The sequence below is a fragment of the Colwellia sp. E2M01 genome, from assembly GCF_018860585.1.
Classification (GTDB): Bacteria; Pseudomonadota; Gammaproteobacteria; order Enterobacterales; family Alteromonadaceae; genus Colwellia.
The window spans coordinates 1-13,527 of sequence record NZ_JAHKPR010000001.1; the positions used below are offsets into that span (position 1 = coordinate 1).

Consider the following 13,527-nt stretch of genomic DNA (forward strand, 5'->3'; position numbering starts at 1 on the left):
ATTGAAAATAAATTCTTTAAATTATCACACGAAGGTGGTTTACCTAAAGACGTTTTTCATTATGCTGAAGTCGTAGATGGCGAAAAACTGATGATTGACCGCCCCATGTTTTTAGGCACAAGAGAGAATCCCGAACCAGGTTATGAAATACACACTAACTCGAGAAAAGAAGACGATTTCCCTAAAAGTTTGTGCTTCACCGACAGTTTTTTGTTTGAGCACGGTTTGTTTGATTTATTTAAAGACGTTGCACAAAAAATCGAGTCAGGTGAGTTGTAAATATTAATCCCAACACTGCCACAATCGACGTATACCTTAGCAGATAAACAAGCAGTAATAGAGAATGGTTTAGAAGAAAATATTTTAGTACGCGTGATTGAAACACCCCATGCAGGTGACGATGGCACGATAGGTCAAGTTAAAGGTGGTCGCTCTATTACATGGACAGCCCCTATGAGCCAAGTAGAGCATGCTGATAGCGATGCGGTATTATTACTTAACGCCTTTGGTACAAGAGATGATGCAAGTAAAAACTATACCCTTTTGTTGATTGACCGTAATAAGGTCGCGAAGGAAGGTGATGTTACCTCAATTATCCCAACTTTTGATAACCTCAATGCTATGATTGCCAACAATCCTGAAATCGGTATTTCGCCTGAGTTATCAAAACAAGTGATGAATGCCGACTTTGCGCCAAAATATGAAACCTTTGCCAACCAAGGGTGGGAGGCAGGGATTAATATGAATGAGCATGAAGACCGTGTAAATTTTGCAATGAACCTAGGGCATGACCCAGAAACCGCAGATCTTTTAAGTGAACGACACGATGTAGCAATTAAAATAAGTGCATGGGAAATATTCACGGGTAATGGCATGACACGCGACACCAATGTAACAGATAAAGTAGCTTATGGCCCCGTTGAAGTGTTTTCTTACGACAAAAACCCACAACAACTGGGTAAACTCGAACAATCAGGCGCGTTAAAGCGCATAGCACTGGATTAAATGCATGAAACAATTTACAAATACAAACCCTAATACCCTCGATAATGATAGCCGTATTATATTAAAGTACTCTCAACCAAGATTTAATGGTAAAGGATTAGATTATTACTATTTACTTCACGACGGTGATCATTTGTTGTGGGCACGAAAAGGTCTATTCCCAGCACTAAACGATCAACCTGAAAAATGGTTAGGTGGAACCAATATTGAATTCCCCAAACAAGGCTTACCTTGGTTCATAAAGGCGATTGAAGAAAAGTTTATGAAAACCGAAGCCGAAGGCGGATTAAAAAAAGAAGCGTTTACTTACAGTGAAGTCATTAATGGTGAAAAGTTAATTACATTGCGTTGGTTTGGAACGCCAGGTTATGCACTAGCTAATGATAGTCGACAAAATTATGTTTCTAAAACAATTAAAAAAAGGCAAGAGTTTTGTTTCACCGATACCATGCTTTTTGATAATGGCTTACTGACTCAATTAAAAGAAATTGCCAATAAAATAACGGCAGGCACTTTGTAAGCCACAAGATTAATCTTATTTTTGAAAGTATAAAAACTCATTAATGCGAATGTGCCTTTAATGAGTTTCTCCTGTTATGCAAACCTTTTTTATTAATGAGATTTGTTAGTACCCCAATGTAAAGTTAACTACAAACTAATTAACTAACTAATGGGCTTCATCCCAGTTATCGCCAATGCCAAACTCGGCTATTAACGGTACGCTCAGCTCTACCGCATTATTCATTAACTCAACTAATTTTTGAGTGGTTTCTTCAACAATATCTTGGTGAATTTCAAAAATCAATTCATCGTGTACTTGCATAGTCATTTTCACGCGCTCATCATTTTGCTCAAGTAACCAAGTATCTACAGCTAACATTGCCTTTTTAATAATGTCTGCGGCGGTACCTTGCATTGGTGCGTTAATGGCTGCACGCTCAGCTGCCTTTTTACGCATACCATTTTTAGCATTAATGTCTGGTAAATATAAACGGCGACCAAAAATGGTTTCAACGTAACCTGTTTCGCTAGCTTGTTGACGCGTGTCTTCCATGTAAGTTAATACACCTGGGTAGCGTTGAAAGTATTTGTCTTGATATTCTTGCGCTTGTTGACGACCAATATTCAATTGCTTCGCTAAACCAAAAGCAGACATACCGTAAATTAAACCAAAGTTAATGGCTTTAGCGCTACGGCGCTGATCGGTAGTTACCTCGTCTAAATCAACGGCAAAAATTTCTGCTGCGGTTGCTCGGTGAATATCTTTACCTTCACTAAAAGCGGCCACTAAGCCTTTGTCGTTTGATAAATGCGCCATTATTCGTAATTCAATTTGCGAGTAATCTATGGCAACTATTTTGTGATCTTGAGGCGCAATAAACGCTTGGCGAATTTTACGGCCTTGTTCACTACGAATTGGAATGTTTTGTAAGTTTGGATCGGTCGAAGATAAACGCCCTGTCGCCGTTACGGCTTGATGATAAGAAGTGTGTAAACGGCCGGTTTTTTCGCTAACCATTAACGGCAGTTTGTCGGTATAAGTCGATTTAAGCTTACTTAAACCACGGTTTTCTAAAATTACTTTCGGCAGTGGATAATCAAGCGCTAATTCTTGCAGTACTTCTTCAGCCGTTGATGGCGCACCTTTTGGTGTCTTTTTAATGACCGGAATTTTTAATTCTTCAAATAAAATTTCTTGTAATTGTTTTGGTGAGCCTAAGTTAAAGCTTTTTCCTGCTAGGTTATGCGCTTCAATTTCTAACTCGTCTAAACGTTGCCCTAAGGTAAAGCTTTGATCTGCCAATACGTCGCTGTCGATTAACACACCAGTTTGCTCCATACGAGCAAGTACTGGTAATAGCGGCATTTCAATGTCATGAAACACACTTAGCTGTGAGCTTGATTGTGTGAGCGCAGGAAAAATTGCTTGATGTAAACGTAAGGTAATATCAGCATCTTCTGCTGCATAATGACCGGCTTTTTCTAAATCAATTTGATTAAAGGTAAGTTGCTTAGCGCCTTTACCGGCAATATCTTCAAAATGCACCGTTTTGTAATCAAGATATTTAAGCGCTAATGCATCCATATTATGGCGAGTAGCAACACTGTTATAACAGTAAGACTCAATCATGGTATCAAAAGCAATACCGTCAATAGCAATATCGTATTGGCTTAACACGTTGGCATCGTATTTTAAGTTTTGACCAATCTTTTTGATTTTTTTACTTTCAAGTAAAGGCTTTAATTGTGCGAGTACCCAATCTTTATCAAGTTGCTCTGGTGCACCTTCATAATCATGGGTTAATGGTACATAAGCTGCTTTTCCAGCTTCAATAGCAAATGATACACCCACTAATTCAGCTTTCATGTAATCAACACTGGTGGTTTCAGTATCAAAAGCAAAAGCCTCACAGGCTTTTAATTTTAACAACCAATCGTTAAATAATGTTTCATCTAAAATAACATCGTATTCACTTTCTGCCACTGCAACAGCGGTTACTTCTGCTTGATCATTACTTGCATCAGCTTTATTTGTAGTCACTGTTTTTACATTACTGTTGCCACTTTCATTAGCACCTTTTCCTAAATCAGCAAGCAAGCGTTTTAATTCATATTTAGTATAAAGCTCGGTTAGAGCTTCTACATCAGGCTCTCCTGCAGATAACTCACCTGCGGTTTGCTCTAATTCAACATCACACTTTATGGTGGCTAGTTGGTAGGATAATGGTAGTTGCTCTAACGCATCACGTAAGTTCTCACCAATTTTACCTTTTACTTTATCAGCATTAGCAATAACGCCTTCAAGCGTTTCGTATTCAGTTAACCATTTAACAGCAGTTTTAGGACCACACTTAACAACACCAGGAATGTTATCCACCTTGTCGCCCATTAGGGCAAGATAATCAATAATTTGATCAGGGCGCACACCAAATTTTTCATTTACACCGGCAACGTCCATTGCTACGTCTGTCATGGTATTAATTAAAGTAACATGCTCAGTAACTAACTGCGCCATGTCTTTATCACCGGTAGAGATTACCGTTTCAATACCTAGTTCATCAGCTTGTTTAGCAAGGGTACCAATAACATCATCGGCCTCAACATCAGGGATCACCAATAACGGTAAGCCCATGGCGGTAATAATGTCGTGTATTGGTGCAATTTGGGTGCGTAAATCATCAGGCATTGGCGGACGATTAGCTTTGTATTCTGGATACATATCATTACGAAAGGTTTTTCCCTTCGCATCAAAAATAGCGATGATATTGCCGTCCGGATAGTCTTTTTTTAGACTACGCAGCATATTTAAAACACCGGTAATTGCTCCTGTCGGTTGGCCATCTGCGGTAGAAAGTGCCTGTAAATAAGGAACATGGTAAGCACGGAATAAATACGATGAGCCATCAACTAAAATTAACGGTGATTGAGTATTCAAAGATTCGAGAGTGGTTTCAAGAGTTGTCATAAAAGTACGCGAAGTGACTAAATAAGCTAAAGATGGTTAAGCATGCCACAAAGCGGAGATTGGCTCCACTTTATCATCACCAAAATTACTCACCGTATTGGTGCAAGTTGTGGATAACCTTGTGATCAAGTACGAAAAATAGCCAGACGTTTGTGCAATACAAAGCTGGCGATTAAAATATAAAGTTTTGGTTTCATTGAAAAAAGCGGAATGATCGAGCTTTTAAATACACAATGTTTTTATTTTTATTATTTGTGGATAATTTTATTATCACAGTTATTTTTTAGTTGTACGAAAAACCAACTACGGAAAATAACAAGCTAAAAGATTATCAGAATTAGCCGTGATTACCAGCTTATTATTAAAATTTTTTTACAGATTATTTACAGTTTAAAATAACAAAAAAACATAAGCGAGTATTGGCGCTTGTTAGCAACAGATCTAAGGCAATAATAATTTAAAATTAATCACAAAATATCTTTTGAGCCCTACTCTATTAATTTGCTTTATACCCGTTATCATTCAAAGTTCAAGATTTTCAATAAGTCTTAAAATCTGATGACTCCCCACAAAGATTGTATATCAAAACAAACAACTGGCATTACCAAATAAAAAATCAACATTACCAAATAAAACACAAACCATGAGAAGCATCATAGAATTTATTACAGATGATTAAATAAAATCTATGAGATTGGACTTTATAATGGCGAGTTAGCTAAGCTATTATTATAAAAAACATTTTATAAAAACAAAGAATACCGTAAATAAAAAACAATAATTTAGCCATTTAGTTATGTCATTAAAGGTATTTATTTTAATATGAATTACTATAATACTCAGGTAATATCTAGGTATTACACAACAAGTAGTAGAGTAAATATAATGATAATAAAAAATTTAGTGGCTTTTTCGTTGGTGGCTTTTTTGGCCGCTTGTAGTGAAGATTCAATAAAAGAAAGTATAGATGACCTAGAAGATAATGATACCGTGATCGTCGATGACAGTAATACCAATACTGACGAAAATGGTAATACCAATAATAGTGGTGATAATGATACCGATAGCGGCAATGATGGTTCTAACACTGATACTGGTGGAGCTGACGACGGTGACACCGATACTGATGACTCAAGTGCGACTCAATGTATAAATGAAAAATATACCATTACTTCAGCAACTGATGATGGAACTCACAATACAAACGAAGGCCCAGATAAAGCGATTGATGGTAATACTGCTAACGAATCCCGTTGGTCATCTGCTGGCATTGGCAAAGCAATCACATTTGATTTGGGTGAAACTAAAGAGGTTAACGCTTTACAAATAAAGTGGCTTAAAGGCGATAGTAGAACTAGCGTTTTTGATATACACACGTCAATTGATAATGAAGCATGGAGTACCGCATTAAGCGCACAAGAATCTAGTGGTGCAGATACAGGTTTTGAAGTAGTGAATCTACATGAAAGTATCAACGCACAATATGTGAAAATTATTGGCTTAGGTAATTCAGAGGGCGGAGCTAACTGGAATAGTATTATTGAAACTGAAGTATATAAATGTGCATTAGATGCACCCGTTGATGCTGATAAACCAGAAGATGTTACCGATGACACTTCACCCGGTGATGCATTCCCAACACCTACTGGCACTCCATCTGCTGTTTTAACTTATGATTCTCTCGATAGCACAAAGGCGCCATCAGAAAACTTTGACTTATCTTACTGGTACCTAAGTGTTCCGACAGATACCAATGATGATGGAAAGTCAGATAGTATTTATGAAAAAGCATTAAATGATGCTTACGAAGATGAAAACAAAGAGTTTTTCTATACTGCAGCTGATGGCGGCATGGTATTTAATTGCCCAATAGCAGGTTATAAAACATCAACAAATACAACTTATACTCGCGTAGAATTACGTGAAATGATCCGCGCAGGCAATACAAGTATTAGTACTCAAGGTGTGAATAAAAATAACTGGGTTTTCAGCTCTGCTCCTATTAGCGCACAAGATCAAGCAGGAGGGGTTGATGGGACAATGAAAGCAACTCTTGCCATTAATCATGTAACTGAAATCATAGAGGATTATGTAGAAGATGGTAAAAATAAAACAAGTGAATACCGCGTAGGCCGTGTTGTTATTGGTCAAATTCACGCTAAAGATGATGAGCCTATTCGTCTTTATTATCAAAAACTTCCTGGTAACTCTAAAGGTTCTATTTATTTTGCCCATGAGCCAGCTTATGACGCAGCTGATGAAATATGGATCGAAATGATAGGAACTCGTGGCTCTGGCGCGAGTAACCCTGTTGATGGTATTGCACTTGATGAAAAGTTTAGCTATGAAATTAATGTAACAGGTAACATATTAAGCGTTAGTATTTTACGTAATGGCAAAGAGACTATTACTAAAACAATAAGTATGAATGGTAGCCTGTTTGATGTTGCTGATGATTATATGTATTTTAAAGCCGGAATTTATATGGCTGATAAATTAGCTTATGATGAGGAGACATATTCTGCATCAAGTAATAGACCTAATGAGTCTGCTCAAGCAACATTTTATGCTTTAGAAGTTACTCATAACTAAATTTTCATAGCGCACAAGCGTTAGAGTAAATGCGATAAATGGCTAACCTAAGCAATTAGGTTAGCCATTTTTATTTTTATTTTTATTTTATAAAACTTAGAAAACAATCAGAGAGAAACTTGATTCGATGCAGATTGTCGATAACAAATTATCGAAGGGATCATCGCAACAAGTAGCGAGGCGATAACAATAGTAGCCAGTAAATATAAACTACTTGCAGAAAATACATTTAGGCTGATATATAAACCTAAACTTGACACTAAATAGCTTTGGGCAACTAATAAACTTAACATCAACAACCCTGCCCCTAACGCAATACTCACTATGGCAATAAACAAGGCTTCCAGCTCAATCAATAAAAACAAGAACATAGGTGAAGCGCCAATAACCCGTAGTAATTGAATTTCTCGAGTACGCTCTCTTATTGATGATAACAACATAGCACTAACCCCTAAACAGGCAGACACAAACACTAGCGCCGACACTAACAGTAACGTATTTTCTAAAATTGACATCATTTGCCACAGTTCAGCCAAAGCGACTCCTGGCAATATTGCTAATAATGGCTCGGCAGCAAAGTTATTAATTTGTCGTTGTATTTGAAACGTCGTCATTCTCGATTCTAAACCAAGCATAAACGCGGTAATGGTTTTAGGTTGTAGCTGAGCAAATAAAGCTTCTTGTTTTTCCTTTCGTTCTGCATCACTGTCATCGCTTTGCGAGCTAGTATGAGATCCTGTTGATTTAAGTTGTGCTAAATAATCCGAATTACCATTAAGATGTATGGCTTCAATCGCTTGTAAACTAACATGTAAACTGTGATCTACAGGTGTACCTGTCGGCGATAAAATACCAACCACCGTAAAAGGCTTATCTTTATGCAAACTAAAACTATTTCTAGAAATACCATGACTTAGTACAAGCTGATCGCCCAATTTATAACCTAACTCTTTCGCTACTTGAGATCCCAAAACCACGTCAAAGACCTGGTTAAATTGTACGCCTTGTTCAAAAGTTAAATGCTGCTGTTGACCGTAACTAAAATACTTAAAATATTCATCAGTAGTACCCAGCACTCTAAAACCTTTATGTGAGTCACCCAAAGACATTGGAACAGCCCATTTTACTTTAGGGCTGTCGGCAATAGTTTGAAAAGACTGCCAACTCATATTGTTGGTTGGGTTACCTATTTTAAAAACAGAATAGAGCAACAAATTCAGACTACCTGTTCTAGCACCAACAACAAGATCAACGCCTGAAACTGTATTCGAAAAACTCTCTTTTGTTTGATGGCGAATATGTTCAACCCCCAATAGAATGAAAATACTGACGGTCATCGCCATTAATGACAAAGCAATTGAGCCTTTACGGTCGCGTAAACTTTTGAGGGCAAGATTAATCAACATTCGACTGTTTTCCTTGGCTTTTTTCTCTGGTATTTGCCACCATATGGTTAATCTCACTTAACGATTCAACTCGATCGAAATAAGGCGCTAACGACATATCATGGCTAACAAATAACAAGCTAATATTGTGCGCTGTTACCATCGACATAAGTAAGGTCATAAAGCTATCGCGGTTTTCTTGATCGAGTGACGAAGTTGGCTCGTCAACAATTAGTAACTTAGGTTTATTAATTAACGCGCGTGCTATGGCAATACGTTGTTGCTGACCAATACTCAAATTACGCACCGGTTTTTGCCAATCATGCTCAGGCATATTCAATGTAGTTAATAACGCTTCAATTTCTTGGTGTAGTGCATTTTTTGAAGTTGATTTAGAAAAATAATGCGCCAACTTTATATTATCAATAGCATCAAGGTAAGGGATTAAATTAAACGCTTGAAAAACATAACCAATATTATTAGCGCGAAACTTATCACGCTGTCGGTTACTCATTTTGTCTATACGCTCACCCAGTACAGTAATTTCCCCTGTGCTGCCCGATAACATACCACTTAATAACCCAAGCAAGGTCGATTTACCACAACCAGAAGCGCCATAAACAAAGGTTTTTTCACCTGCCGCTAACGACCACGTGGGGATGTTTAAAATTGGAACGTCAGCTTGTTCGGCATAACTAAAACAAACATTATTAAGGGTAATCACCATAATTAATTCATTACTCTGGTTGCGTTACATTTTTGATAAAAGAATAACCTTGATAACACAGGTGCCTTAGTTATCAATTGGTCAGACTTTTTAAAGCGAAGCTCTTCAAGGAGAATAGCTATAAACAGTTTAATTACAAAATGATACCGTGTATCATTTATTAATTAAACTCCTTTTTAAATTGGTCTATTTATGCTGAAACTACTCTATACGAGTGTCCTTATTTTGTTGATTTATGGTTGTGATAAACCAGCTCAAACTGAACTGAGTAAACAGCAAAATATTGTAACTAAACCTGTGGATATTGATGACACTGAAGCATTAGCAGAAGAAAAGCCACAAGATGCTATTAAACAACACGACAAAGCAAGCAATAAAATAGAAACGCCCCTTGCTCCAGAAGATTTTATGACTGCTGACTGGGTTGATTTAATGCCTGAAGATGATTTAGCAGCGTTATTAAATCCGCCAAGTTATCTTGATGAAATTGCAGATGGCTCAAGTGAAGACGCATTAACGAATAAGTTTAATAATACTAATAAAGTAAATACTGATGAAGTAAAAACCAATCAAGAAAATAGCCTAGACCAAGCTATTGCGGCTGAAAATGACGCCTTAGATAAAGAATACCAAAAGGCGCTTACCTCAACTCGAGTAATAGATGCGCTTAATGGTGCCCCTATTCGTATTCCGACTTTTATTGTGCCATTAGAGTTTGATGACAACCAAAAAGTAACCCAGTTTTTTATGGTGCCTTATTATGGTGCCTGTATTCATTTACCACCGCCGCCACCGAATCAAACAATATTTGTAAATTATCCACAAGGTATAACCGTTAATTCAATCACCGAGCCTTATTGGATTTCTGGTATTTTAAAAACATCTCTTGTTGAAAATGATTTAGCAACGGCCGCTTACACCATGGAAATTCATCACTTTGAACTTTATATGGAAGACGGCATGTATTAATAGTGCATGCCGTATGTAATACATTAGTGCTTACAAGTTACATTTTTTTGGCAACGTCTAAAGTTTTGCAAGTGAGCAAACGATACAAAAGTAGCACCTAATAAGGTTAATATTTTTTCACCGTATTCGCCAGCTAACTCGTGACCGCATAACACAGCTAAAACCATTAAAAGCAGACCTAAAGCGCCCCATATAAATATTTGATATTTTTTATGTTTTTTACAACCCAATGTTAAAGCATAAAGGCTAATTGGAATAACAGCGACAAGCATCCAAAGATGATACGCTTCATCTTGAAGCGGTAACGAACCTAAGCTAGGCAATAACACCAAGATAATTGGTAATGCTAAGCAATGTATTGCACATAACATTGATAGGCCAATGGCAAATTTATCGGGAAGGAGTTGTGATACTTTCATTTTTATCTCTTGTTAAATTAACATTACTTATATAGCTTTTATTGTAAATCAATTATTTGGTTGTTGGCAGTTAAAGTTTTCGAGTTTTGTTGAGTTGCGGTAATCCACATCGCATTCACTTGTTGTATCCCTGGAAATGCCTCAAATAACTTTACAGTTACCTGAGACAAAGCGAGTGGCTTTGCACAACGAAATTGATAATGGGCAATTACGTCACTGTGACTCGCTTCTGCATGTTCATGTTCATGTTCATGTTCATGTTCATGTTCATGTTCATGTTCAGCATGAGTATCTTTGTTACTTACAATGTTTGATATATCAATATTTTGTTTTTTTAATTCACACTGGCCATTAGGTAAGACAAACAAAGCATCATGCTGCTTTAACAATAATTCAGCTTGCTTAACCAGCGAAATTTCTTGTTCGCTTGTCGCTTTATACTCAAAACCAACAAGGTTTACCGCAGGTGAGCGCAATTCAATATCAAGAGTTTTATCTTCCAATATTACGGTCAATTCAGACAGGCCATGTACATGTGCATCTAAATGAGTACTGCTTTTAGCAAAGCTGTTTGGGCTAATAAAAACACTTAACAGCATAGTAAATAATAAGTTGGTTTTCATGATCACTTCAGTAAATTAAATATTTTCGACCTAATCATTCATAAAGTCGAGTGTTAAAATTAAGCGACGTTCACCTGCAGGTATTACAGGAGAGCGATGAACTATGCCGGCGCCTGTTTGCTCATTCCAGCCTTCACCTTTAAGTAGCGCTACATCGCCTTGTGTTAGCTGATTAATATCGGCTATATCGTTAAAAAGTCCTGATATTTCATCTGGCTTCCCTTGGTTACCCGCACCAAGTTTAGTGCGATCAACCGCATAATGAGGTAACCATTGTGTACCAACACCACGATAAGTTGTTACCAAACGACAAGGAATATGGTCAACATGAAAACGCGGACACATAGCGTGTTCTAAAATACTTAATCGTAAACCTGCTTGTTTAAGGTCAAATAAGCAGCAAAACATATCAACTAATAAAGCAATATCTTTGCTTAAAGTCATCACGTCTTCACTGGCACCAAATTTTTCACATAATTGCTGGTAAGCACTTTCAGGAGTTACCGCTAATACTGTCGCTCGGGTTGGCCTCTCGTGTAAAAAGCTACCTACAGCTGCCGTTAAGTCCTGCTGCATCTCTCGCTGCCAAACGGTTATATTAGTATCATCTCGATAAATATTGGTTAATACATTAGCATCATCACTCTCTTTAGAGTGTGGTGACGTCGCCGTAAGTTCATTAAATACCACTGTATTTTCAGTAACTACGCCCATGTGCTCTCCTGTTGCTGCTAATCAATATAAAAAGAATTAATCGTAACCCTTTTAACTGCTGATATGATACAACGTATCATTATGTGTGAGCAATATAAAAAAATGGCTAACCCAAATTATTGAATTAGCCATTTCGTGTTACCTCGTATCCATGCTCCGCGTGGAGCGCGGGAACGAGTATAAACACTTACCAAGACAAACCTACATAGTCACAAACTCTTCGGCAGATGTTGGGTGAATAGCAATCGTATTATCAAAGTCAGCCTTAGTTGCGCCCATTTTCATTGCTACAGCAAAGCCTTGTAATAACTCATCACTACCAAAACCAATACTATGTAAGCCCACTACTTTTTGCTCGCTGCCTGCACAAATTAACTTCATGCGGGTTGGATCACGGTAATCTTCAGTGATCGCTTGATAAAGCGCCGTAAATTGTGAGTTATAGACGGTAACATTGTCTGCACCGTATTCTGCAATGGCTTCTTTTTCCGTTAAGCCCACAGTGCCAATAACTGGGTGACTAAATACCACCGTAGCAATACCTGAGTAATCTAAATGCTCATCTGGTTTGTTATTAAACAAACGCTCACATAAACGACGACCAGCAGCAACGGCAACTGGGGTTAATTGCGCGCGCCCAGTGTTATCACCTACCGCATAAATACCATCAACGTTAGTATTTTGATATTTATCCGTATTAATAAAACCGCGATCATTTAGCTCTACACCTGTTGCTTCAATATTAATATTGTCAGTGGCAGGCTCTCGACCAATTGCCCACACTAAACTTTCAACAGGACCAATAGTTTCGCCATTATCTAAATGGATTAATAAGCTATCATCATTTAATTTTTCAATACGCTCTGGATTACTGTGAGTGTGTAGTGTTGGACCATGCTTTGCCATTTGCTCAACTAAGGTATCGCTAAGCATGTCGTCAAAACCACGTAATGGTTTCTCTTTACGCACTAATAAATGTGTTTCGCTACCTAAACCATAAAATACGCCGGCTAATTCAACGGCAATATAACCTGCGCCAACAACAGCAACACTTTTAGGCTGTTCAGTTAAGGCGAAGAAACCATCTGAATCGATGCCATATTCCGCCCCTTCAATTTTTGGTGCCGCAGGGCGACCACCGGTAGCAATAGTAATGTGATCAGCAGTAATTAACTCACCATTTACTTCAACAGTATTTTTATCGACAAACTTAGCAAAGCCATTAATAACAGTTACATCGTTTGCATCAAAACCACGTTGATAAGCAGCATGTATGCGCTCGATATAAGCTTCACGGTTAGCAACTAGCTTGCCCCAATCAAATTTTGGTTTATTGCCCGTTTGCGAGAGGTAATCAGAAAAGCCGTAATCATTAGCATACTTTAACGCGTCTGATATTTGCCCTGCATACCACATGGCTTTTTTAGGAACACACCCTACGTTAACACAAGTGCCACCAATGTATTTTGCTTCTATAACAGCGGCTTTTTTACCTAATCTTGCTGCACGATTTGCTGATGCTATACCACCACTACCGCCGCCAATAGCAATGTAATCAAAATGTTGTGTCATGATGTACCCTTAATAATATTTGTTTTCACTTAATAGCTAATCTGAACTAAACCTA

General features: G+C 37.6%; 12 protein-coding genes. 5 read left to right on the forward strand and 7 right to left on the reverse strand.

Features of this window, described 5'->3' with window-relative positions; translation table 11 throughout:
- The 3 genes from KO502_RS00005 to KO502_RS00015 form a co-directional block, all read left to right on the forward strand.
- The coding region (locus KO502_RS00005; RefSeq protein WP_216020501.1) for a hypothetical protein at nucleotides 1–279 on the forward strand (279 nt) is incomplete at its 5' end.
- Between the two features lie 93 nt (nucleotides 280–372).
- A complete protein-coding gene (locus KO502_RS00010; protein WP_216020502.1) occupies nucleotides 373–1,005 on the forward strand; it encodes a hypothetical protein in 633 nt (210 codons plus the stop codon).
- Nucleotides 1,006–1,009: 4 nt separating this feature from the next.
- On the forward strand, nucleotides 1,010–1,525 hold the full coding sequence (locus KO502_RS00015) for a hypothetical protein (protein ID WP_216020503.1): 516 nt from the start codon (nucleotides 1,010–1,012) through the stop codon (nucleotides 1,523–1,525).
- Between the two features lie 147 nt (nucleotides 1,526–1,672).
- Here the strand turns inward: KO502_RS00015 and polA are convergent, their stop codons facing one another.
- Nucleotides 1,673–4,471 carry a DNA polymerase I gene (gene polA / locus KO502_RS00020; protein WP_216020504.1) on the reverse strand — a complete coding sequence of 933 codons (2,799 nt, stop codon included), beginning with the start codon at nucleotides 4,469–4,471 and terminating at the stop codon, nucleotides 1,673–1,675.
- A gap of 885 nt (nucleotides 4,472–5,356) precedes the next feature.
- Between polA and KO502_RS00025 the strand changes: the two genes are divergently transcribed.
- Nucleotides 5,357–7,063 (forward strand): polysaccharide lyase family 7 protein, encoded by a 1,707-nt coding sequence (locus tag KO502_RS00025; RefSeq protein WP_216020505.1) that lies wholly within the window; start codon nucleotides 5,357–5,359, stop codon nucleotides 7,061–7,063.
- A gap of 107 nt (nucleotides 7,064–7,170) precedes the next feature.
- On the opposite strand, the gene KO502_RS00030 is transcribed toward KO502_RS00025, so the two are convergent.
- Entirely contained in the window at nucleotides 7,171–8,469 is a 1,299-nt protein-coding gene (locus KO502_RS00030; RefSeq protein ID WP_216020506.1) for an ABC transporter permease, read from the reverse strand.
- Nucleotides 8,459–9,175 (reverse strand): ABC transporter ATP-binding protein, encoded by a 717-nt coding sequence (locus KO502_RS00035; RefSeq protein WP_216020507.1) that lies wholly within the window; start codon nucleotides 9,173–9,175, stop codon nucleotides 8,459–8,461. Before KO502_RS00035 ends, KO502_RS00030 begins: the two co-directional genes overlap by 11 nt.
- A 192-nt stretch (nucleotides 9,176–9,367) precedes the next feature.
- Between KO502_RS00035 and KO502_RS00040 the strand changes: the two genes are divergently transcribed.
- The gene (locus KO502_RS00040; protein WP_252730423.1) at nucleotides 9,368–10,144 is read left to right on the forward strand and encodes a DUF3299 domain-containing protein; all 777 of its coding nucleotides are present in this window, start codon (nucleotides 9,368–9,370) and stop codon (nucleotides 10,142–10,144) included.
- Between the two features lie 23 nt (nucleotides 10,145–10,167).
- Here the strand turns inward: KO502_RS00040 and KO502_RS00045 are convergent, their stop codons facing one another.
- The 4 genes from KO502_RS00045 to gorA all read right to left on the reverse strand — a co-directional run bounded on the left by KO502_RS00045 (nucleotide 10,168) and on the right by gorA (nucleotide 13,472).
- Nucleotides 10,168–10,563, reverse strand: coding sequence for a MerC domain-containing protein (locus KO502_RS00045; protein WP_216020508.1), 396 nt, complete (start codon nucleotides 10,561–10,563; stop codon nucleotides 10,168–10,170).
- Between the two features lie 38 nt (nucleotides 10,564–10,601).
- Nucleotides 10,602–11,186 carry a DUF2796 domain-containing protein gene (locus tag KO502_RS00050; protein WP_216020509.1) on the reverse strand — a complete coding sequence of 195 codons (585 nt, stop codon included), beginning with the start codon at nucleotides 11,184–11,186 and terminating at the stop codon, nucleotides 10,602–10,604.
- A 30-nt stretch (nucleotides 11,187–11,216) separates the two neighbouring features.
- The gene (locus KO502_RS00055; protein WP_216020510.1) at nucleotides 11,217–11,900 is read right to left on the reverse strand and encodes a DUF1826 domain-containing protein; all 684 of its coding nucleotides are present in this window, start codon (nucleotides 11,898–11,900) and stop codon (nucleotides 11,217–11,219) included.
- Between the two features lie 201 nt (nucleotides 11,901–12,101).
- Nucleotides 12,102–13,472: a glutathione-disulfide reductase gene (gene gorA / locus KO502_RS00060; protein WP_216020511.1), complete on the reverse strand. Its 1,371-nt coding sequence runs from the start codon at nucleotides 13,470–13,472 to the stop codon at nucleotides 12,102–12,104.
- Between the last annotated feature and the right edge of the window lie 55 nt (nucleotides 13,473–13,527).

Excerpts from the sequence above, each read along its gene's own strand:
- gorA (WP_216020511.1), bottom strand. The coding sequence starts at position 13,472 with ATGACACAACATTTTGATTACATTGCTATTGGCGGCGGTAGTGGTGGT.
- polA (WP_216020504.1), bottom strand. The coding sequence starts at position 4,471 with ATGACAACTCTTGAAACCACTCTCGAATCTTTGAATACTCAATCACCG.
- KO502_RS00055 (WP_216020510.1), bottom strand. The coding sequence starts at position 11,900 with ATGGGCGTAGTTACTGAAAATACAGTGGTATTTAATGAACTTACGGCG.
- KO502_RS00050 (WP_216020509.1), bottom strand. The coding sequence starts at position 11,186 with ATGAAAACCAACTTATTATTTACTATGCTGTTAAGTGTTTTTATTAGC.
- KO502_RS00015 (WP_216020503.1), top strand. The coding sequence starts at position 1,010 with ATGAAACAATTTACAAATACAAACCCTAATACCCTCGATAATGATAGC.
- KO502_RS00040 (WP_252730423.1), top strand. The coding sequence starts at position 9,368 with ATGCTGAAACTACTCTATACGAGTGTCCTTATTTTGTTGATTTATGGT.
- KO502_RS00035 (WP_216020507.1), bottom strand. The coding sequence starts at position 9,175 with ATGGTGATTACCCTTAATAATGTTTGTTTTAGTTATGCCGAACAAGCT.
- KO502_RS00045 (WP_216020508.1), bottom strand. The coding sequence starts at position 10,563 with ATGAAAGTATCACAACTCCTTCCCGATAAATTTGCCATTGGCCTATCA.
- KO502_RS00025 (WP_216020505.1), top strand. The coding sequence starts at position 5,357 with ATGATAATAAAAAATTTAGTGGCTTTTTCGTTGGTGGCTTTTTTGGCC.
- KO502_RS00030 (WP_216020506.1), bottom strand. The coding sequence starts at position 8,469 with ATGTTGATTAATCTTGCCCTCAAAAGTTTACGCGACCGTAAAGGCTCA.